Below are 20368 nucleotides of genomic sequence, written 5' to 3'. Positions count from 1 at the left end.
AACAGGGGTGCCGGATAAACGCCGCGTAAACACGGGCGATGGGTGTAATCGCGTCGCGTCACTCTTCGCGATTGCGCGACTCGCCGCCGCCTTTCGCGAGACGCCATGCGATCGTGCCGAGCACGCCGACCGCGACGACCAGCGCGCTCCACAGCACGTAGCGGCGCTTCGCGTCCGTATCGGCAGCCGCCGACGGCGCGACAGCCGATACCGGCAGCGCCGCGCCGACGCGCGCGGGCCGCACTTCGGGCGCCATGCCGACCAGCAGCGCGTCGCGGCTCACGGCCGACGACACGAGCGATGCGTCGCCGACGCCGAGCGTAAACGGCGGCGAACCGCGCGCGACGAAGGTCAGCGCGGCCGGATGCCACCCGATCGCAACCGCCGGCTGGCCGCTGCCGAATCCGCCGTTGCGCATGTCGACGACGATCCGCCACGCGCGATCCGTATTCGCCGCGAACTCGAGCGGCGCATTGCGCTGCTCGCTGGCCTTGCCCTGCAGCCGGAACAGCACGGCACTCGCGACGTCGCGCCACGGCGCCTGTGCGTCGGCGCGGCTTTGCAGCGTCGCACGCGCGACGGTGTTCGGCTGCGGCAGGTCGAGACGCACGCGGTCGACCGGATACGCGCCGTCGGTGTCGAACAGATACTCGCCGGGCGTGCCGCCGGCCCGCACGCGCGCGGCGTCGCGCCATTGGCGCGGCACGGACGCGGTGTCCGTCCCGCGCGCGTCGCGCGGATGCGTCTCGACGTCGATCGACGCAATCGCGGGCGCGCCGTCGAGCCAGTCCAGCCGCAGGTAGCGCGGCGCCGCGCCTTCGAGCGCGATGCGTTCCTGCACCAGCATGTCGTCGCCGCGGCCGACCTTCAGCAACTGCGTGCTGCCGAGCGAGCGCCAGCTGCGCAGGTCGTCGCTGGCGTCGACGGCCACCCGCCCCTGGTAGCTGTCGTCGCCCACGTGCACGAGCAGCGCGTCGATGTGACCGTCCGCACGCGACAGGTCGACGAGATCCGCGCCGCGCTTTGCCGGTGACGGCGTGGCGACGGCCGCGCGCAGCGAGCCGTCGGGGCCCACCGTCACGCCGAGCGGCGCTTTGCCGTTATCGGCGCGCACCGGCGGCAGCGGGAACCAGTGCACCGGCGTGCGCGATGGCGGCACGGCGGGCGTGGCCGCCGCGGGCGCGTCGAGCGAATACGGAACCGGCTCGCCCGCGCCGTTGAAGACGCGCACGTCGCCGAGATCGTCGCGCCGGCTGGCCGCATACACGGGTTGCGGTACGGTGAGCTGGTAATACGCGGCGCTGCCGTCGAGGTCGAGCGAGAAGCGCTGTGCGACGCGCCCGGCATCCGACGTGCCGTCGGCGGCCGCGAACGACGCGAGCAGGCTCAGTCCGAGCAGGGCTGCGAGTCGTTTCATTGCGAGTCGTCCTGGTGGGTCGCGGCCTTCGGCGGCAGCGGCGAGAAATAGCCGATCAACAGCAGCAGCACGCCGATGCCGATGAACGACACGATGCGCTCGATGCCGGTCACGTGCGACAGGTCGAACAGGAACAGTTTGACGACCGTGAGCGCGAGCAGCGCGGCGCCGACGAACCACAGCGGCCGCAGCCCGCGGCGCGTGGCCCAGATCGTTGTCGCGAGCGCGCAGACCGTCCAGTACACGGATACCGACGCCTGTACGAGCGTCGATTCGGCCATCGCGCCGAATTCGTACGGTACGCCGGCCCAGTGGTGCAGCGTGCGCAGCAGGATCGCGTTGAGCCACAGGAATACGGTCGCACCGGCCGCGCTCAGCAGTTCGACGCGATACTTCCCGAACGACCAGCCGAGCTTGCGCGCGCGTACGAACCACGACGCGGCGAGCGCATAGACGACCGCGAGCACGAGATCGAGCGGGTTGAAGAGCGGCACGCGCGCCCAGCTTCCGCCGTCCTGCGTGAAGTTCGCGTAGAAGGTCCACACCCACATCACGACGATCAGCGGCAGCGATGCGAGCGCACACACGCGGGCGACCCCGTCACGGCGCGTCAGCCACATCCCGGCGAACGCGAACAGGCTCCAGCCGACCATGAACACCTGCTGGATGCCGAACGACGACAGCACGGTGTCGATGTCGTAGGCCATGTGGAAGCGCTGATGCAGCGTGCGCAGCATCAGTGCGTTGAACCACAGGAATACGGTTGCGATCGCAACATAGTCGACAACGCGCGGATGCCACGCGATGCCGAGCGTCTTCAGGCGGCGCAGCCACGCGGCGAACGCGACGAAGACCAGGAACTGCGCGATGTCGAGCGGATTGAGCAGCGGCAGCCAGAAGAGCGGCGATGCGTCGCCGTCGCTCGTCACGCTGGCAAGGCTCCACAGCCACAACAGCGCGGCGAGCGGTGCCGCGCCCCATACCTGGTAAGCGCGCGGGAATGCCGCGACGGGCCAGCGCAGGCGCGAGCCGGGGCCCGATACGAGCAGGAGCAGCGCACCGAAACCGTAGGCCCACGCGCTCCAGCTCCACGCGCCTTCGGGGACGAATGCGCGCAGGCGCCAGAAGCCTTCGAGCGACAGCAGCCCGCACAGCGTCCAGAACATCAGCGTATGCAGCGGCGCGATCACGCCGGCGGCGATGGCTTGGCCGATGCCTGGCGCCGCACCTTTCGCGGCATCGGCGCTCGCCGGTGCGCGCGACTGGCGCCACAGCAGCGCAAGACCCGCGCCGACGGCGACAGGCCACGCGAACGCGCCCATGCCCGACAGCGGCGCTTCGTACGCATCGAATGCGCGCAACGCGAGCAGCGCCAGCACCGGCGTCAGCGCAAGCGCGGGCCATTCGGCGAGCGGCCATGCCAGCCGGCGGCGCGCGACGTGCGCGAGCCACGCGGTGCCGGCCGCGAACAGCGCGGTTGTGTCGACGACGAAGCGGTCGGCATGCAGGTCGATGTGACGGCTCGCGTAGACGAGGATCTCGTGCAGCCCGCCGCTCACCCACCACAGCAGCCCCCACGCCGCGGCTGCGGCGCCGATCTCGGGCATCCATGCATGCCATGCGCGCGCCTCGTCGCGCCCGTGCAGCCACCAGCCGGTGAACAGGCCGGCGAGCGCGATCAGCAGCATCGCGATATACGGGCTGTTGAGCACGGGCAGCGCGGTTGTATCGGCCGGCCCGAGCAGGCTCGTGAAGAACGCGCCGGCCGCGGCGACCTGCATCAGCAGGCCGAAGCCGAACGGCAGCAGGCGCTTCTGGCGCACCCCGAGCCACACGATGGCCGCGCCTTCGATCGCCCACGCGGCGCTCGTCGTCGGGCCGGAAAACGCGAGCGGCACCGCGAGCGTCGCGAAGATCACCGCGAGCGCGAGCATCGCTTCGAACAGCAGCGCGAGGCGGTCGCGGCGCCGCGCGAGCCACGCGGCGACCGCGACGTAGAACGCCGACAGCGCGACGGCGCTCCACGCGAGCCCGAACGGCGTGCCCTTCACGAGCGCTGCCTGCAGCGCGGTCGCGACGATCGGCGTGCCGAACACGAGCGTGCCGTCCACGTAATGCCGCAGCGCCAGTTCGCGTTTCACCGCATACAGCAGTGCGATGCCGACATACATCAGGAAGAACAGGATCAGGAACGGCTCGGTGCTCGCGAACAGCGCGGGGCGGTAGGCCGTCACGCCCCACGCCGAGCCGATCGTGAACGTGAACACGAAGCCGAGCAGGTTCAGCGGGCGCCATGCCTTGAACCACGCGATCGCGAAGATGCCCGCGTTCAGCAGCGCGTAGTAGCTGAACAGCGCGACATGGTTGCCCTGGCCGGTCGACAGCAGCACCGGCGCGAGAAAACCGCCCGCGCTGCCCATGAACGCGAGCGGCAGCGCGTTCTGCTTCACCGCCAGGAACGCGCTCAGCGCGCAGACCGCGACCATCAGCGGGAACGCGGCGCCGACGGGCAGCAGCGCATAAAGCTTGGTCGCGGCGAAGATCGTCAGGTACAGGATGCCGACGCCGCCGCCTTGCAGCACGAGGCCGTACGCGGCGCGGCGCGCACGCACGCGCCAGCCGATCGCGAGCAGCGCGGCCGCGGCGAGCGCGGTGCCCGCGAGGCGGAATTCGATCGGCAGCATGTTGTTGTCGGCCGCGTACTTGAGCAGGAACGCGACGCCGAAGAACAGCACGATGATCCCGACGCGCACGACCGTGTTGCCGCCGAGCAGCCAGTCGCGTGCGGCGCCGAACGCACGTTCGGCGATGCCGGGTTCGCGCGGCGCGGACGGGGCAGGGCGGGCGGGTGTGGCCGGTGCATTCGTTGCGTTCGTTGCCGCGTTGGCGGCAGCGGGAACGGCGGCGCGTGCTGCGGGTGCGGGAGCCGGCACCGATGCGGATGCCGGTGTGCCCGGGCGCGCGGCGGCTGCGATTGCGGGTTGCGCGGGCGGTGTCGCTGGCGTTGCCGAAGCAGGCGGCGCCAGCGGAGCGGACGGAGTGCCGGCCGCGCTGGACACCGGCGTTGGCGCGGCGCTGCCGGTAGCGGCCGCACCGGCCTTCGCGCCGGCGAGCTGGCCGCGCAGCGATTCGAGTTCGCGCGCGAGCGTTTCGACGGTGGCTTCGAGGCGTGCGACGCGCTCCGCGAGCGGTGCGGGCGTCGGTGGCGGCGTCGCGGGCATCGCGAACGCGTCGGGCGTGGCGCTGTTGTTCGTGAGTTTGCGCTGCCGCAGCGCATGACCGATGCAGAACCCGACGACGGCGCCGAGCAGCGAGCCGTTTGCGACCGAGAAATCCCCGATCAATGCGGCGATGCCGCCCACGATGAAGCCGATTACGGCGAATGCCCAGTTCAACGCCTTACTCCCTCTCGTATCGTTATCGTCCTTCGATCGCGGCGCGCACCGGATCGAGGCGGGTTCAGCACGGCCGGCAGGCGAACCGGCAAGTGCGCGCCGTTGGCGGACCGTCGTGCGCAACGCGTGCGGCAACGGCGCGATCGGCGTGTTTGCAGGCAATGTATCACAGCGGTCATGCGGGATTTTCTGGGTTGCGGACCGGCCGCGATGCGTGGCTGATTTCCGTTCATGACGATCGCGCGGCATGGCTTTTTTTGCACGGTCATGCTTTTTGCGAAGGGCCGACAGGCGCGGCGAGACGGGCGATTGACGTGCATTGGTCGGACGACATTCGCGCCGCGGGCCGATCGGACGTGAAATTGTCGTAAAGCGACGTGCGTCCGGCGCGAATTGGCGCAAAAAGCCCTCCGATACGCTCCGCGCTGCTGCGCACAAGTCTTGCGTCGGATGCCCGCCGTTGTTGGGTGTGCGCGTATTGCGCTGCCGCAATCGGGTATCGCCGCGTGCCGCGGCCCGGCGGGCGGGGCTGGAGGCCGTGTCGTATTTGCGCAAGCGTTTGTCGTAATTCGTCGGCAGGTCGGGGTTTTTTCTGGCAACTATGTAGGCACGCTGAGTGACACGCGTGAGTCCCCGCTACACGAGGAGAAGGTTTCGATGGATGCCCCCAAGGTCGTAGTCGAAGGTCTGTGCAAGGTATTTGGAAGTAACCCCCAGCAGGCGCTCGACATGCTCGCCGCCGGTGCGACGAAGGATGACGTGCTCAGGCGCACCGGCCAGGTCGTCGGCGTGCACAACGTCTCCTTCGATGTGCAGGAAGGCGAAATTTTCGTGCTGATGGGCCTGTCCGGCTCCGGCAAATCCACGCTGATCCGCCTCGTGAACCGCCTCGTCGACCCGAGCGCGGGCAAAGTGATGATCGACGGGCTCGACGTCGCGTCGGCGCGCCGCTCGGCGCTCACCGCGCTGCGCCGCAAGGACATGAGCATGGTGTTCCAGTCGTTCGCGCTGATGCCGCATCGCACCGTGGTGTCGAACGCCGCGTTCGGCCTCGAGGTCGGGGGCGTCGGGAAGAAGGAACGCGAACGGCGCGCGATGGAGGTGCTCGAACAGGTCGGCCTCGCACCGTTTTCGCACAAGCTGCCGTCCGAGCTGTCGGGCGGCATGCAGCAACGCGTCGGCCTCGCCCGCGCGCTGGCCGTGAACCCGTCGCTGATGATCATGGACGAGGCGTTCTCCGCGCTCGATCCGCTGAAGCGCCGCGAAATGCAGGACGTGCTGCTGCAGCTCCAGAAGGAGCAGCGCCGCACAATCATGTTCGTGTCGCACGATCTCGAGGAAGCGCTGCGCATCGGCAACCGCATCGCGATCATGGAAGGCGGCCGGCTCGTGCAGGTCGGTACGCCGCAGGACATCATCGCGAACCCGGCCGACGACTACGTGCGCGCGTTCTTCGACGGCATCGACACGAGCCGCTACCTCACTGCCGGCGACCTGATGCAGACGGGTGCCGTGCCGACCATGTCGAAGTGCGATGCCGCGAACGTCGCGGCGACGCTGAACGGCAGCGCCGAATACGCGTTCGTGCTCGACGCCCAACGCAAGATCCGCGGCTTCGTCACGCGCGATGCGATCGGTCAGGACACGCCGTCCGTGCGGCCGGTCGAAAGCATCCGGCGCGATGCGTCGCTCGAACATGTCGTCGCGCGCGTGGTCGCGAGCCCGAATGCACTGCCCGTCGTCGACGACGACGGCTGCTACTGCGGCTCGGTCGATCGTGCGCTCATCCTGAAGGCCATCACGCGTTCGCGAGGCTCCCATGTCTGAAATGATTCCGCTCGGTACCTGGGTCGACCAGTCCGTTCATTACCTGCTCGACCACGACGCGAAGACGTTCGACGCGATCGGTCAAGCGATCGAGGGTCTCGCGGCATTCGTCGAGCACAGCCTGCAGGCGATCCCGATGTGGCTGATGATGGCGATCTTCATCGGCGTCGGGCTGTGGCGGGTGGGCTGGCGCTTCGCGCTGTTCACCACCGCGTCGCTGCTGCTGATCTTCGCGACGGGCTTCTGGGATCAGACGGTCATCACGCTCGGCCTCACGCTGTCGTCGACGATCATCAGCCTCGTGCTCGGCATCCCGCTCGGCATCTGGGCCGCGAAGAGCAAGTGGGTCGCCGCGACCGTGCGCCCGATCCTCGACCTGATGCAGACGATGCCGGCGTTCGTCTACCTGATTCCGGCCGCGATGCTGTTCGGTCTCGGCCGCGTGCCGGGGATCCTGTCGACGGTGATCTTCGCGATGCCGCCTGCCGTGCGCCTGACGAGCCTCGGCATCCGTCACGTGAACCGCGAGATCGTCGAAGCCGGCCAGGCATTCGGCTGCACGCCGTGGCAACTGTTGTACAAGGTGCAGTTCCCGAACGCGCTGCCGTCGATCATGCAGGGCGTGAACCAGACGATCATGATGGCGCTGTCGATGGTGATCATCGCGTCGATGGTCGGCGCGGGCGGTCTCGGCAACGACGTGCTCGCGAGTATCCAGCGCCTCGACATCGGCCTCGGTTTCGAAAGCGGTCTGTCGGTGGTGTTGCTCGCGATCATTCTCGACCGCATCACCGAAAGCTTCGGCCGCGCACCGGGCACCGTGAAGGCGCCGCTGTTCTCGGGCCTCAAGCAGCTCTTTCGTGTGAAGGCGGCGCCCGCACAGGCCTGACCGACTGGCGGCCGGCCGGACTTCCGGCCGCCTTCCCTGAATCGATAACGGCTTCCGCGGCATTTGCCGCGGAGCTGGCCCCCTGCAACCTCCTCGCCAGGAGACCGATGTGACGTCTGCCGTCGCTGTTGCGCCCGCCGCCTGCGTTTCACCGGTTTCGTCCCTCGCCCATTTCGGCTTCCTGACGCTGCCGAACTTTTCGATGATCGCGTTCTCGAGCGCCGTCGAAGTGCTTCGGATGGCGAACTACGTCGGGCGCGCCGACCACTACCAGTGGTCGATCTACTCGCTCGACGGCGCGCCGGCGCATGCCAGCAACGGCATTGCGGTGCGGCCCACGCAGGCGCTCGACTACACGAACCTGCCCGACGTGATGATCGTGTGCGGCGGCATCCGCATCCGCGACGTGGTCGACGAAGGCGCGCGCGATACGCTCGCGGCGCTCGCCGAACGCGGGCTGCCGCTCGGCGGCATCTGCACGGGCGCGTACGCGCTGATGTCGAGCGGGCTGCTCGACGGCTATCGCTGCACCGTGCACTGGGAGAACCTGTCCGCGCTGCATGCCGAGTTTCCGCAGGTCGGCTTCGCCGACGAGCTGTTCGTCGTCGATCGCGACCGGCTGACCTGCACGGGCGGCACCGCACCGCTCGACCTGATGCTGAATCTCGTCGGCATGCGATTCGGCCAGCAGCTTGCCGCGCAGGTGTCGGAGCAGTTCATCCTGGAACGCATCCGCAGTTCGACCGATACGCAGCCGATTCCCGTCGATGCGCGCGTCGGCTTCTCGCGTGCCGAACTGATCGAGGTCGTGCGGCTGATGGAGGCGAACATCGAGGAGCCGCTGTCGCTCGAGGAACTCGCGCGGCTCGTGCGGCTGTCGCAGCGGCACCTGCAGCGGATGTTCAAGGTGTACCTGAACGTGTCGCCGACCCACTATTACCTGACGATGCGCCTGAAACGCGCACGCGACCTGTTGCGCACGACCGATGCGTCGATCGCACGCGTGACGACGGTCTGCGGGTTTCATTCGCCGTGCCATTTCAGCAAGGCGTACCGCGCGCAGTTCGGCCATGCGCCGAGCTACGAGCGCAGGTTGCCGGGGCGCTGACCGTCAAGAATCACCCAGTCCGCGACGTCGCCGGGATCGCGGCGCGCGGCTTCAATAAACGATCCCGCATTCATGCAAACGACATCACTTTGAGGAGAAGAAAGATGAAGCGCCTATTGATCGCAGCGGTGTGCGGGATCGGAATAACCGCACCGATGTCGGCCGTTTATGCGGCCGATCCGCCCGTATGCAAGAACGTGCGCTTCGCGGATGTCGGCTGGTCCGACATCGCGGCGACCACGGGCCTCGCATCGACGATGCTGCAGGGGCTCGGCTACAGCCCGACGAAGACGATTGCATCGGTGCCGATCACGTTCGCCGGGATCAAGAGCAAGCAGATCGACGTGTTCCTCGGCTACTGGTCGCCGACGATGGACCCGATCATCCAGCCGTTCACGAAGGCCGGCACGATCAAGGTGCTGTCGACGCCGAACCTGACCGGCGCGAAATACACGCTCGCGGTGCCCGACTACGTGTACCAGGGCGGCCTGAAGTCGTTCGCGGACATCCAGAAGTTCGCGGACAAGCTGAACGGCAAGATCTACGGGATCGAACCGGGCAACGACGGCAACCTGCTGATCAAGAAGATGATCGACGGCAACCAGTTCGGCCTCGGCAAGTTCAAGATGGTCGAATCGAGCGAGGCCGGGATGCTGGTCGAGGTGAATCGCGCGATCCGCGACAAGCAGTGGATCGTGTTCCTGGGCTGGGAACCGCATCCGATGAACGTGCAGATGAAGATCGACTACCTGAGCGGCGGTGACGACGTGTTCGGCCCGAACTACGGCGAAGCGAAGGTGCTGACGGCGACGCCGCCCGACTACGCGCAGCGCTGCCCGAACGTCGCGAAGTTCGTGTCGAACCTGCAGTTCACGACGACGATCGAGAACCACGTGATGGTGCCGATCATGAACAAGGAAGACCCGAACAAGGCGGCGGCCGAGTACCTGAAGGCGAACCCGCAGGCGCTCGACAAGTGGCTGGCCGGCGTGACGACGCTCGACGGCAAGCCGGGGCTGCCGGCGGTGAAGGCGTATCTCGGCGTGCATTGAGCATCGATGTGGCCGGCGTGCCCGCCGAAGGCGGCGCGCCGGCGTGATGAAACGCGGCCCTCCCGCATCGTGCGGGCGGGCCGCGTTGTTTTGGGCGTGGCGAAGCAGCGCGCGAGAACGAAGGTCACAACCCCTTCGTCGCCGCCGGCACGTCGAACACGCGATCGAACGCCCACTGGAACACGAACGCATAGCAGAAGAAGAACGCGAACAGCCCGATATCGACGACGAACGCGTCGAACCACGAGATGTCGAGCCACCACGACACGACGGGCACGAGCACGAAGATCAGGCCGCCCTCGAATCCGGTGGCGTGCAGGATCCGCCGCCCGAGCGTACGCGTCGGCTGCCGGCGCGACGCTTCCCAGCGCTCGAACAGCGCATTGAAGATCATGTTCCACAGCAGCGCGATCGCCGACATGGTTGCCGACAGCGCACCCGAATAGACGAGGTCCTGCTTGAAGATCGCCGCGATCGCGGGCGAGATGCAGGAGATGGCGATCGCTTCGTAGAGCACCGCCTGCGTGATCCTGCGCGGTAGGCCTTGCACGTTGTTTCTCCGGTTCGACGGCAACCGCCGCGGCACGGTGCCGCGACGTCCCGCAAGGCTATCCGCGTTGCGCACCCGCTTCAATTCACCTAATCTCACCCCGATTGAATCGAATTCAACCCGGCCGCATCCGGCCCGCGAGGCCCCGTGTTCTCGAAAATTCCCCTGACCGCATTGCGTGTATTCGAGTCGTCGGCGCGGCTCGGCGCATTCAAGGCCGCCGCGGACGAACTGTCCGTGACGCCGGCCGCCGTGTCGCACCAGATCAAGTCGCTCGAAAGCCGGCTCGGCGTGCTGCTGTTCGAGCGCGGCGCGAGCGGCGTGCGGCTCACGGAGGAGGGCGAGCGGCTGTTTCGCGCGAGTCACGATGCCTTGCTTGCACTGAGCCGCGGGCTCGATGCGGTGCGGCCCGAAGCGGCCGACGAGCGCACGCTCGTGCTGACCACCACGCCCGCATTTGCCGCGATGTGGCTGATTCCGCGTCTCGGACGGTTTCGCCGTGTCGATCCGCAATTGAACCTCAAGGTCGAAACCGGCAACGCGCTCGCCGATCTCGAACGCGACGCGCGAATCGATCTCGCGATTCGCGCGACGTCGCGCACGTTCCCGGCGCTGCACGAGATTGCGCTGATCGACGAGTATTTCGGCGCGTATGCGGCTGCCGGGTTCGATGCGCATCGTTCGGACGAGCGGCTCGATCTGATCGAGACCGTGTGGGATACGCCGCTGCCTGTATCGATCGACTGGGCGTCGTGGTGTCGCGCGGCGAATCGCGAAGCATGGCTCGAACGCGCGGTGTTCCGGCATTACGACGACGAGCACTACGCGTTGCAGGCCGTGTTGCACGGGCAGGGCGTCGGGCTGCTCAGCTCCGTGCTGGCGGCCGAGCATGTCGAGCGCGGCGCGCTGACGCCGATCGAGCCGTCGGTGCGTCTCGACGGCGCACGCTTCGTCGCGCTGTGCCGGCCCGGGCGGGAACGCGAGCCGCAGGTCAGGCGGTTCCTCGACTGGCTCGAAGCGGAAATCGCGCAGACGCGTGCGGCGGTGGCGCGGATGACGCCGGGCGATCGCCGCGCCGACGAGCACGTTGCGGTGAGATCCGCCGAGTGAGCGGGAACCCGACCATATCGGGTTCCGGGTGCCCGCCGCCCGCCGTTACCCGAACCTGACGCAATACACCGGCGGCAAATGCGCCGATACCATCTGCCAGTTGTCACCGCCGTCGCCGGACGTCCACAACCCGCCGGTCGTCGACGCCATCGCGAGGCGCGTGCCGGAATCGTCCACCGCGAGCCCGTGCCGATACACGAGGTCGTACGCGGGCGCGGCCGGCAACCCGTTCGACAAACTCTCGAAACTGCGGCCGCCGTCGCGCGTGCGCGTGACGACGAACCGGCCGTTCACCGGAATCCGGCACGCATCCTTCACGGCCGGCACGAACCACGCGGTGTCCGGTTGGTCCGGATGCACGGCGACCGCGAAGCCGAAGTTCGAAGGCTGCGCGTCGATCCGCCGCCAGTGCTCGGCGCCGTCGGTCGAGCGGAAGATCGCGCAGTGATGCTGCGTCCACAGCACGTCCGGGTTGGCTGCGCACTGCACGACGCGGTGCGGGTCCTGCGCGTTGGGCTCGCCGCGCCGTTCGGGCGGCATGTAGTCGGCTTCCATGCCGTCTGCCGTCACGCGCCAGGTCGCGCCGCCGTCGACGGTCTGCCAGACGCCGCCGCACGAGATGCCGACCGTCACGTGCCGGCTGTCGCGCGGATCGACCATCACCGAATGGATGCCCGGCGCGTCGTATCCGCCGCCGCCCCACTCGGCGCGTTCAGGGCGATCCCACAGCGGGCGGTTGAGCACCCACGAGTCGCCGCAATCGTCGGAGCGGAACAGCCCGCCGGGTATCGTGCCGGCCCACAGTACGCCCGGCTCGTCGGCGCCGCCGGCTTCGAGCGACCAGATCTGCTGAAGCGTCCAGGGCGGCCGGGGTGGGCTGGGGGGCTCGTCGTCCGCGTCGCCCGTGCTCGCATGCGCCGCGCTGGCGCTGGCGGGCGGTTCGTCGGCAGGCTGCGGCGGATAAACGGGGACTGCGCATTCTTCCCAGTCGGCGGCGCCCGCCCGCCTGCGGTGCAGCTTCACGCCGAAATGACCGAGGTTGAGCGCGGCGTACAGCGTTCCGTCGCGCGGGTCGGCGAGTGCCATGCTGACCGGTTCGCCGACGAAATGCGGCTCGCCGAGCGTCCAGCCGCCGTTGCCGTCGGGCTGCAGAACGAACAGGCCTTTGCGGGTGGCGACGAGCAATCGATCGTTCATGTTGGATGTCTCCTGATGGCCTGACTGGGCGCTTTGGCATCTTTTCGGGGCTTTTGCATAAGTCCCCTTATCCGCCCGTCAGCGCCTGCACGACATAAACCCGACTGGAGTCGCCGAGCGCATCGGACAGCCGTTGCCGGTCGCGCAGCGGCTGGCCGTCGATGAATACCGAGAGATGCTTGCGCAGTGCACCCTGGTCGTCGACGATGTAGCCGCGCAGTCGCGGCTGCTCGCTGAAAACGGTGTCGAATGCTTCGCCGAGCGTGTGTGCGTCGATCTCGCGCTCGGGCGTTTCGACGTGCCGCTGGATCGAAGCGGCGAAGAAGATATGCGCCATGGCAGTGGCCGGCAGGAGCCGCGCAAAGGGGACGGTCTGTAGTTTAGGCGATCCGTCGGGGGCCGAAGGACGAAGTCGGGTCGCCCCGTTGCGCATGACCGATCCGCGGTGGCGGTGTCACTCCGGCGTATCCGGCGTACCCGGCCTGTCTCGGTCGACACACGCCGACGAATCGGCAACAATCTCGCCCGGACCGCAATCGCATGGCCGTTCCGGCTGCGCGACGATCGACGGTCGCGCGATTTCAACTTGCCGAAGGAATGACTTGCCATGCCGCGACAGGCCCTGTCGATCGTGAAGCCCGCCGTCGACGATATCGTTGCGGGACGCAAGCAGGTGGAAATCCGGTCGTGGGCGCCACCGACCATTCCGTTGCTCGATCTCGTGCTGGTGCAAAACACGATCTATCTGCGACAGGACGGGCAGGAAGATCCCGACGGCCTCGCGCTCGCGCTGGTCGACGTCGTGGGCGTGCACGACTGGACGCCCGACGAAGCCCGCTTGCAGCGCAAGCAATGGTGTGCCGGATACGTGTGCTGGGAACTGGCGAATGTGCGGCCGATCGACCGGCCTTTCCGGTGTGTCGCCAGGCGAGGCATCTATGCGCTGGAGCCAGCTTCCGGGCAAGCATCCTGACGCTTGCGTCGCGCGCTAAACCGGAATCGACCGCCCCCGCACCCGAATTCCGAGCCGCACGACGCCGATCACCGCATTCGACAGCCACGTGAGCAAGCGCGGCATCCCGCGCCGGCGGATATCGAGCAGCAGCACGATCCGCACTTCATCGCTGTCGTTCCACACCTCGTGCATGAACGTGTCGTCCCACAGCAGGAAGCGGCCTTCGTCGAGCCGGTATTCGCATCCATCCACTTTCAGCACGGCGGCCGGTGTGCCGTCCGCGCGCTTCGGCATCGACAGCACGAGATAGCCGCGCAGGATGCCGCGAAACGGCCCGCGATGCGGCGGAATGTGCTTGCCCGGCGCGAGAAACGACAACGATGCGGACAGCACGTCCGGCGACGCCGCGACGATCGATGCGACAGTCGGGCAGCGCGACAGGTTGCGCGGAAACGGTTGGCCGTACGCCTGCATGATGAACATCCGCCAGTCGCGCGCATCGTTGGCCGAGATGTCGTACTGCTCGCGCATGATCTCGTGGAAGCGCGGGATACGCGGCATGTCGCGCGCCACGGCGAGCGCTTCCGCACGGATCGCAGGCCACGCGCGCACGAAGCGCTCGGCATCCGGGAACGCGGCCGTATCGAGCACCGCGTCGCCGTCGATATGGCGGTCGTACAGCGTGCGGAGCAGGCCGGCTGCATAGTCGTAAGCGACGGACATGGTCGATCGATCGGCGATCCGTGTGAGGTGTCGTCAGTCTGCGCGAAGCGCGACGGGCGCTGCGTTACGTCAGGTTACGCCGTCTGACGAAAGAATGACAGTTCGATGACCGCTCGACGCAAGCTGCCCGGGCCACAACGCGCGGGAATAAACGAACCCCTGCCGTCGTCATACGGGTGTAGCACGTCGTCTCGTTGACTTCTGAAGGAGCAAACCATGAACAAGCATTGGCTGGTGGCCGCCACGGTGGTGGCGATGTCTGTCGCGGGTGTCGCGACGCAAGCGTCGGCACAGGCGCTCACGCGAGCGCAGGTGAGGCAGGAACTGATCGACGCCGAAAACAACGGGCTGCGCTTCGTGACCGACACGTCGTATCCGGACGTGAGCCCGCTGTTCCAGCGGCAGGTCGATCAGATGCCGCAGCGTCAGTCCAGCACGGCGGTCGGCAGCGATCCGGCCGTTTCATCCGAAGCGGGCAAGCCGGCGGCGATGTTGCCGCGCCAGCGCCCGGCCGCATGCGTCGGCCCCGCTAGCTTCTGCTCGATCTATTTCGGAAGCTGATCCAACGCGCCTGCGTTCGCAAGTCAGGCATTCACCACGGTTGATGGATACGGAACATTGAAGGAGTTCATGATGAAAACATATATCGCAGTACTGATGATGATCGGAATGATCGTCGGTCAGTCGGCATTCGCGCAATCGGCCGCACCGCTGACGCGCGCGCAGGTTCGCGACGAGCTGATGCGTCTGGAAGCGGCCGGGTACGACCCGGCGAAGGGCGACGACGGCGAGTATCCGGCGGACATCCAGGCCGCGGAAGCGAAGCTCGCCGAGCAGGATCGGGCCAGGGCGGCAGCCGCCATGCATGCGCCGGCCCCCGGCATGCCGGCTCAGACCAGCAATTAGGTGTCGATATGTACGCGTGTGGCTTCTGGCCGTCGTGTTCGCGGTATGGCAATCCGCGTACCCTTCGCGCCGCTCGACGTGACCGAAGGGCACCGGCTGCCATGCCGCTGATTGCGCGCCGCTTCGCGCGACGTCGAGATCATCTCGTCAACCGATCGCGATGGGTCGGCAGGTTGATCGCGCGATGAACAGGAAGGCAGGCAATGTCGCGAACCGGAACAACCCGGTTCATTCAGGCAATGAGATGGTGCGCTGAAACAGGGGGGGCGATCACCACGGCATCATGCGCTGCACGACCCGGTCGCGCAGCACGAAGCGGTGCGCCAGCGCGGCTGCCACGTGCAGGCAAATGCCGGCGAACAGCGCCCATGCGAGGATGCCGTGCACGTCGCCCATTGCGTGACCGAATCCGGAACCGGCCGCCGACAGGGCCGGCAACGGGACGACTCCGATCAGCGTCACGGCCCAAGCGCGCGACGATGCGTTGATCCAGCCGAGCAGCGGTACCGCGAGCAGCAGCGCGTAGAGCGCGAAATGCGTCGCACCCGACAGCGCGCGCATCGCGGGCGGCAGGTCGCTTGCAGGCGGGCGATGCGTCGCGCGCCACAGCACGCGGCAAGCCATCGCCGCAAGCAATGCGGTACCCACGATCAGGTGCGCGGCGATCAGGCCGATCGGTTGCGTATCGCGATGCACATCGGGCATCGTCCAGCCGATCGCATATTGCGCGACGACCAGCGCCACGATCATCCAGTGAAGAAAGCGTGCAACTGCGTCATATCGGGCGGGCGTGGGCATGAAGACTCCTGACGGACTTTGGGGATCGTATGTGTCGGAGAATTCTACGGGTGAATCGTTAACGAATCGTTAAGCACGCGGCATCGCGCGCGATCGATCGTCGTGTTCGTCGGCCGGCGCACTGCGCGGCAACGATCCGGCTGCATTCACCGATGGCAGCGCGATGACGACGCCGAGACCCTGACCGCCGATGCCGACTTCGAACTGCACGGTGCCGCCGAAGTACTGCGCGATGCGTGTGACGATCAACAGCCCGAGCCCGCTGCCGGGCGACTGCGTGTCGCTGCCGATCAGGTCGTCGTCTTCAACAACGCGGAGTCGCATGATCAATTCGCGTGCAGGTGCCTGCGATTGCACGAGCCCGACTGTGCGTGCGATGCAACGGATTGTAATTGAGCTGTCTTAATCATCGCCGATCCTGAAGAGCGCTCAAGGTTTGCTGCTGTCATTCCCGCTACTATCGGCCACGACATTGCTCCCCCAATCCCGATCCCGATCCGGGTTTGCCGCGTCCGGCGCGGACCGAACGCACCGGCCCACGAATCCGCGACCCTTCAGTTTGATTTCAGATCGATCCGGGTCGCCTGCACGGGAGATTCATTCCTGATGGCACCTTCGACGATCCAGCGATGGCGCGCCCACCTGCTGATCGCCGCGCTGGCCGGCATGTTCATTCAGTGTTTCGTGCTGGTGTCGCTGCTTGCATTGCGCATACCCGAGGCGTTTTTCACCACGATGACATTTCGCGTCTGGACCGTCGTCGCGGTTGCGACCGCGATCCTTTCGGCCCGCAAGCTTGCCGATGCGGCGTTCAGGGCCGCGCTCGCGTGCGGATACGTGCGCGTGACCGGAATCGATCGACGGACGGTAGTTGTGTCATCTGATTGCGCGTATCGTCGATTGGTCGTCCTTGACATCCGGCTCAACGGGAATCGATACGGCAGCGTGCACGGGTGAGCCCGCGTGCGCGGCCGGTTGCGGTCGTACGGGTCACCACTGGGGAGAAGCATGGTTTTGCTGCATGTGCTGCACGCGCTGGCCGGGGCAATGTCGATCGTCTGCGGGCTGGGCGTGTTGCTGGGCATTGCCTACACGGTCACGGCCAGCGTGCTGGTCGGCAGGTTCTTTTCCCGGGCGCCGGCGGTGCCGCGCGATTACCCGGGCGTTACCGTCGCGAAGCCGCTGCACGGCGACGAATGGGATCTCGTACAGCATCTCGAAAGCTTCTTCGTGCAGGACTATCCGGGGCCGGTACAGCACCTGTTCGGCGTGCACGATGCGGGCGACGCGGCACTCGCGGCCGTCGAGACGCTGCGGGCACGCTATCCGGACGCGAACATCAAGGTCGTCGCCGATGCGCGGCTGTACGGGCCGAACCGCAAGATCGCGAATCTGGTCAACATGCTCGAACACGCGGAGCATTCGGTGCTCTGTCTCGCCGACAGCGACGTGGTGGTCGAGCGCGATTATCTGCGTGCGGTCGTCGGCGCGCTACAGCAGCCGGAAGTCGGCATCGTGACGAGCGTCTATCGCGGTGTCGCGTCGCCGGGCTTCTGGCCCCGCGTTGCCGTCGCGATGACGAACTACCATTTTCTACCGGGTGTGATTACCGGGCTTTTCATCGGGCGTGCACGGCCATGCTTTGGACAGACGATTGCGATCACGCGCACGACGCTCGAACGCATCGGCGGGCTCGCGCGTTTCGCGCATCACCTGGCCGAGGATCACGCGCTCGGCGAAGCGGTGCGGCAAGTGGGTACGCAGGTCGTCATCCCGCCGTTCGTCGTCGGGCATGCCTGTGTCGAAGAGACGTTCGCGAAGCTGTACGCGCACGAACTGCGCTGGAGTTGCACGATCCGCGCCGCGGACCGGCTCGGTCATGCCGGGTCGGTGCTGATGCACCCGGTGCCGCTCGCGCTGCTGGCCGTGCTGTTCTCCGGCGGCGCGCTCGCCGCCTGCTGGCTGACGGTCGCGGCGCTCGCCGCGCGGGCGCTGCTGATGCTGAAAACGAGCCGAGCGACCGGTGCCGGCCTGCGCGGCGCCCTCTGGCTGCCGTTCGTCGATCTGCTGCAGTTCCTGGTCTTCGTGTCGAGTTTCTTCTCGTCGCACGTCGTCTGGCGCGGCACGCGCTTTCGCGTCGACCGGGAAGGCTTGCTGTCGCCGGCGGGTGAATCATGACGATCGAGACGAACCCCGGCAACGCCGACGCGGACCGGCGGTCCGCGCGTCACGACGCGCGGCTCCGGCATGCGGGGCGCGCGGCGGCGCTGGCCGGGCTGGCGCTCGCGGTGTGGCTGATCTGGCGCGAGCATCCGCTGGAAATCCTGCATCGGTTGCGGCTCGCCGGCGCCGGGCTGCTCGTCGCCGCGCTGGCCCACATCCTGCCGATGCTCGCGAATGCGTGGGACTGGCGGATGCTGATCCGCGGGCCGCGCCGCCCGTCGTTCGCGACGATGCTGAAGCTCGTGTGGATCCGTGAATCGATCAACGGGCTGTTGCCGGTCGCGCGGATCGGCGGCGAGATCGTGTCGTTCGGGTTGCTGCGGCAGGCGGGCGTGCGGCCGGCGACTGCCGTGGCCAGCCTCGTCGCCGACATGCAGCTCACGCTGATCAGCCAGCTGGTGTTCGCGCTGATCGCGATCGGCTATGTGCTCGAACGCGTGTCGTCCGACGCTGCGCGGGTGGCCGCGCACCTCGCGATCGGCATGGCGGCGCTGGTACCGGTGTTGCTGCTGTTCGCGCTGGTGCAGCATGCGCGGCCGTTCGAGCGCGCGATGCGCGTGATCAACCGGATCACGAGCGGCAAGGTGGTGGCGCTGGTCGGCGAATCGGCGCGCACCGATCAGTCGATCCGGATGATCTGGAGAAAGACCGGCATCGTCGTGCGCTATCTGGGGATCTGGCAGACGCTGCAGTTTGCGGGTTATGCGCTGGAGATCTGGCTTGCGCTGTACTTCCTCGGCGCCGATCCGACCTTTGCGCAGGCGCTCGCGATCGAGGCCTTGATCCAGCTCGTGAGCAGCATCGCGTTCCTGATGCCGGGTGGTTTGGGCGTGCAGGAGGGCGGGTTCGTGCTGATCGGCGGGCTGCTCGGGTTCGACGCGCCGACCTGTCTTGCGCTGGCCGGCGCCCGCCGCGTGCGCGATCTGCTGTTCTATCTGCCGGGTTTGCTCGCGTGGCAGTGGGCGGCCGGATCGGCGAAACGACCGGGCGGCACGAAGCGCGGGTCGCTGAGCATCGGGGAATCCGCCAGGCCGCGCTGACGCGGCCCGACGGCGCTGCGTGCGTGCCGGGGCGGCGCGTATCCGCCGACGCGCCGCGGCGCGTGAATCAGCGCCGTTCGTCCGCGATATGGCTGCGGATCACGTCCGCGAACGACGTGTCGCCCGTCAGCCCGAGCGCTTCCGCGCGCGTCGTGTCCCAGCGGCCCGGCCAGCTGCCGACGATCTTCTCGACGCGCTCGTCGGGCACATGGCGGATCAGCTTCACGACGTCGTCGCCCGCGACTTCGCGCAGCGCTTCGATCATCTCGTCGACCGACACCGACAGGCCGGGCAGGTTGATCACGCGCTTGTTGCCGAGCTTCGCGCCGTCGATCTCGCAGCCCGCGACGAGCGCTTCGATCGCACCGCGCGGCGACAGCAGCCACAGCCGCGTCGAACCGGGCACCGGGCACACGCTTTCCTCGCCGTTCAGCGGCTCGCGGATGATGCCGCTCGCAAACGACGACGCGGCCGCGTTCGGGCGGCCGGGCCGCACGCTGATCGTCGGCAGCCGCAGCACGCGGCCGTCGACGAAGCCGCGCCGCGCGTAGTCGCACAGCAACAGTTCGGCGATCGCCTTCTCGGCACCATATGACGATTGCGGGTTCAGCGCGGTGTCGTCCTGCACGACGTCGGGCAGCGCGCCGCCGTACACCGCCACGGAGCTCGTGAACACGACGCGCGGCTGGTGGCCGCGCGCGCGGCACACTTCGAGCAGCGTGCGCGATGCGTCGAGGTTGATCCGCATGCCGAGATCGAAATCGGCTTCGGCCTGCCCGCTGACGATTGCCGCGAGGTGGAAGATCGCGCCCGTCTGCGTGTCGATCGCGCTTTCGAGCACCGCGCGATCGGCGATGTCGCCGACGATCGACGTCACGCGCGCATCGCCGAAATCGCTGCCCTTGACGACGTCGAGCAGCACCAGCTCGTCGATCTTCGCGATCCGGCCGTCGGGGCCGGTCAGTTCGCCGCGCTCGAGCAGCTTGCGCGCGAGGCGCTGGCCGAGAAAGCCGGCGCCGCCGGTGATCAGTACTTTCATGTTCTTTATCCTCTTGGGAATGCTGGAATCACAGGTACGGTCAGGGCCTATTCCCGCCAATAACGGGCTTGCGAACGTGCCTTGCCGGCTGTCCCCCAAGGGGACTTCCTTCGGGGCGCGTGCAAGAAGCAAGGAGCGC

General features: G+C 67.5%; 19 protein-coding genes and 1 pseudogene. 11 read left to right on the top strand and 9 right to left on the bottom strand.

Annotated elements, in window-relative coordinates; all coding sequences use genetic code 11:
- Nucleotides 1-58: 58 nt before the first annotated feature.
- Together LXM88_RS27575 and LXM88_RS27570 are read right to left on the bottom strand one after the other, a co-directional pair.
- Complete coding sequence (locus tag LXM88_RS27575; protein ID WP_262546002.1) at nt 59-1417, bottom strand: DUF3999 domain-containing protein; 1359 nt, start codon at nt 1415-1417, stop codon at nt 59-61.
- Nucleotides 1414-4812, bottom strand: a complete 3399-nt coding sequence (locus LXM88_RS27570) for a DUF2339 domain-containing protein (RefSeq protein WP_262546000.1) — start codon at nt 4810-4812, stop codon at nt 1414-1416. Before LXM88_RS27570 ends, LXM88_RS27575 begins: the two co-directional genes overlap by 4 nt.
- Nucleotides 4813-5285: 473 nt before the next feature.
- Between LXM88_RS27570 and LXM88_RS27565 the strand changes: the two are divergent.
- The 4 genes and pseudogenes from LXM88_RS27565 to LXM88_RS27550 form a co-directional block, all read left to right on the top strand.
- Nucleotides 5286-6639 (top strand): annotated as a pseudogene (locus LXM88_RS27565) (quaternary amine ABC transporter ATP-binding protein); the annotation flags it as partial.
- Nucleotides 6632-7528, top strand: coding sequence for a choline ABC transporter permease subunit (gene choW, locus LXM88_RS27560; protein ID WP_262545998.1), 897 nt, complete (start codon nt 6632-6634; stop codon nt 7526-7528). The pseudogene LXM88_RS27565 and the gene choW, both read left to right, overlap by 8 nt.
- Before the next feature lie 109 nt (nt 7529-7637).
- Nucleotides 7638-8636: a GlxA family transcriptional regulator gene (locus LXM88_RS27555; RefSeq protein ID WP_047902460.1), complete on the top strand. Its 999-nt coding sequence runs from the start codon at nt 7638-7640 to the stop codon at nt 8634-8636.
- 104 nt (nt 8637-8740) lie between these two features.
- Entirely contained in the window at nt 8741-9688 is a 948-nt protein-coding gene (locus tag LXM88_RS27550; RefSeq protein WP_262545995.1) for a choline ABC transporter substrate-binding protein, read from the top strand.
- Nucleotides 9689-9812: 124 nt separating this feature from the next.
- On the opposite strand, the gene LXM88_RS27545 is transcribed toward LXM88_RS27550, so the two are convergent.
- A complete protein-coding gene (locus tag LXM88_RS27545; RefSeq protein ID WP_262545994.1) occupies nt 9813-10238 on the bottom strand; it encodes a PACE efflux transporter in 426 nt (141 codons plus the stop codon).
- Between the two features lie 147 nt (nt 10239-10385).
- Here LXM88_RS27545 and LXM88_RS27540 point away from each other — a divergent pair, with 147 nt between their 5' ends.
- On the top strand, nt 10386-11348 hold the full coding sequence (locus LXM88_RS27540; RefSeq protein WP_262545992.1) for a LysR substrate-binding domain-containing protein: 963 nt from the start codon (nt 10386-10388) through the stop codon (nt 11346-11348).
- Nucleotides 11349-11393: 45 nt separating this feature from the next.
- On the opposite strand, the gene LXM88_RS27535 is transcribed toward LXM88_RS27540, so the two are convergent.
- Both LXM88_RS27535 and LXM88_RS27530 read right to left on the bottom strand, forming a co-directional pair.
- On the bottom strand, nt 11394-12545 hold the full coding sequence (locus tag LXM88_RS27535; protein WP_262545989.1) for a WD40/YVTN/BNR-like repeat-containing protein: 1152 nt from the start codon (nt 12543-12545) through the stop codon (nt 11394-11396).
- Nucleotides 12546-12612: 67 nt separating this feature from the next.
- The gene (locus LXM88_RS27530) at nt 12613-12882 is read right to left on the bottom strand and encodes a MoaD/ThiS family protein (protein ID WP_262545987.1); all 270 of its coding nucleotides are present in this window, start codon (nt 12880-12882) and stop codon (nt 12613-12615) included.
- 270 nt (nt 12883-13152) lie between these two features.
- On the opposite strand from LXM88_RS27530, the gene LXM88_RS27525 reads away from it, so the two are divergent.
- The gene (locus LXM88_RS27525) at nt 13153-13518 is read left to right on the top strand and encodes an ASCH domain-containing protein (protein WP_262545985.1); all 366 of its coding nucleotides are present in this window, start codon (nt 13153-13155) and stop codon (nt 13516-13518) included.
- Between the two features lie 15 nt (nt 13519-13533).
- Here the strand turns inward: LXM88_RS27525 and LXM88_RS27520 are convergent, their stop codons facing one another.
- Entirely contained in the window at nt 13534-14223 is a 690-nt protein-coding gene (locus tag LXM88_RS27520) for an aspartyl/asparaginyl beta-hydroxylase domain-containing protein (RefSeq protein WP_262545983.1), read from the bottom strand.
- Nucleotides 14224-14439: 216 nt separating this feature from the next.
- Between LXM88_RS27520 and LXM88_RS27515 the strand changes: the two genes are divergently transcribed.
- Both LXM88_RS27515 and LXM88_RS27510 read left to right on the top strand, forming a co-directional pair.
- On the top strand, nt 14440-14784 hold the full coding sequence (locus LXM88_RS27515; RefSeq protein ID WP_262545981.1) for a DUF4148 domain-containing protein: 345 nt from the start codon (nt 14440-14442) through the stop codon (nt 14782-14784).
- Between the two features lie 72 nt (nt 14785-14856).
- Nucleotides 14857-15129, top strand: coding sequence for a DUF4148 domain-containing protein (locus tag LXM88_RS27510; protein ID WP_262545979.1), 273 nt, complete (start codon nt 14857-14859; stop codon nt 15127-15129).
- Between the two features lie 270 nt (nt 15130-15399).
- Here the strand turns inward: LXM88_RS27510 and LXM88_RS27505 are convergent, their stop codons facing one another.
- Both LXM88_RS27505 and LXM88_RS27500 read right to left on the bottom strand, forming a co-directional pair.
- Nucleotides 15400-15927, bottom strand: coding sequence for a cytochrome b (locus LXM88_RS27505; RefSeq protein WP_262545977.1), 528 nt, complete (start codon nt 15925-15927; stop codon nt 15400-15402).
- 69 nt (nt 15928-15996) lie between these two features.
- Nucleotides 15997-16251 carry a hypothetical protein gene (locus LXM88_RS27500; protein ID WP_262545975.1) on the bottom strand — a complete coding sequence of 85 codons (255 nt, stop codon included), beginning with the start codon at nt 16249-16251 and terminating at the stop codon, nt 15997-15999.
- Between the two features lie 282 nt (nt 16252-16533).
- Between LXM88_RS27500 and LXM88_RS27495 the strand changes: the two genes are divergently transcribed.
- From LXM88_RS27495 to LXM88_RS27485, 3 genes are read left to right on the top strand one after another with little or no spacing between them, the layout of a single operon-like run.
- Nucleotides 16534-16884, top strand: a complete 351-nt coding sequence (locus LXM88_RS27495; RefSeq protein ID WP_262545973.1) for a hypothetical protein — start codon at nt 16534-16536, stop codon at nt 16882-16884.
- Nucleotides 16885-16935: 51 nt separating this feature from the next.
- On the top strand, nt 16936-18105 hold the full coding sequence (hpnI, locus tag LXM88_RS27490) for a bacteriohopanetetrol glucosamine biosynthesis glycosyltransferase HpnI (protein ID WP_262545971.1): 1170 nt from the start codon (nt 16936-16938) through the stop codon (nt 18103-18105).
- Complete coding sequence (locus LXM88_RS27485) at nt 18102-19190, top strand: lysylphosphatidylglycerol synthase domain-containing protein (RefSeq protein ID WP_262545970.1); 1089 nt, start codon at nt 18102-18104, stop codon at nt 19188-19190. The genes hpnI and LXM88_RS27485 overlap by 4 nt, the downstream gene beginning before the upstream one ends.
- A gap of 67 nt (nt 19191-19257) precedes the next feature.
- Here the strand turns inward: LXM88_RS27485 and denD are convergent, their stop codons facing one another.
- Nucleotides 19258-20229: a D-erythronate dehydrogenase gene (gene denD, locus LXM88_RS27480; RefSeq protein WP_262545967.1), complete on the bottom strand. Its 972-nt coding sequence runs from the start codon at nt 20227-20229 to the stop codon at nt 19258-19260.
- Nucleotides 20230-20368 lie beyond the last annotated feature (139 nt).

It is taken from the genome of Burkholderia sp. S-53, assembly GCF_025560745.1.
GTDB classification, from domain to species: Bacteria; Pseudomonadota; Gammaproteobacteria; order Burkholderiales; family Burkholderiaceae; genus Burkholderia; species Burkholderia pyrrocinia.
Note: the sequence above shows the minus strand (reverse complement) of the source record. Positions and strands in the feature narration are given on the sequence as shown.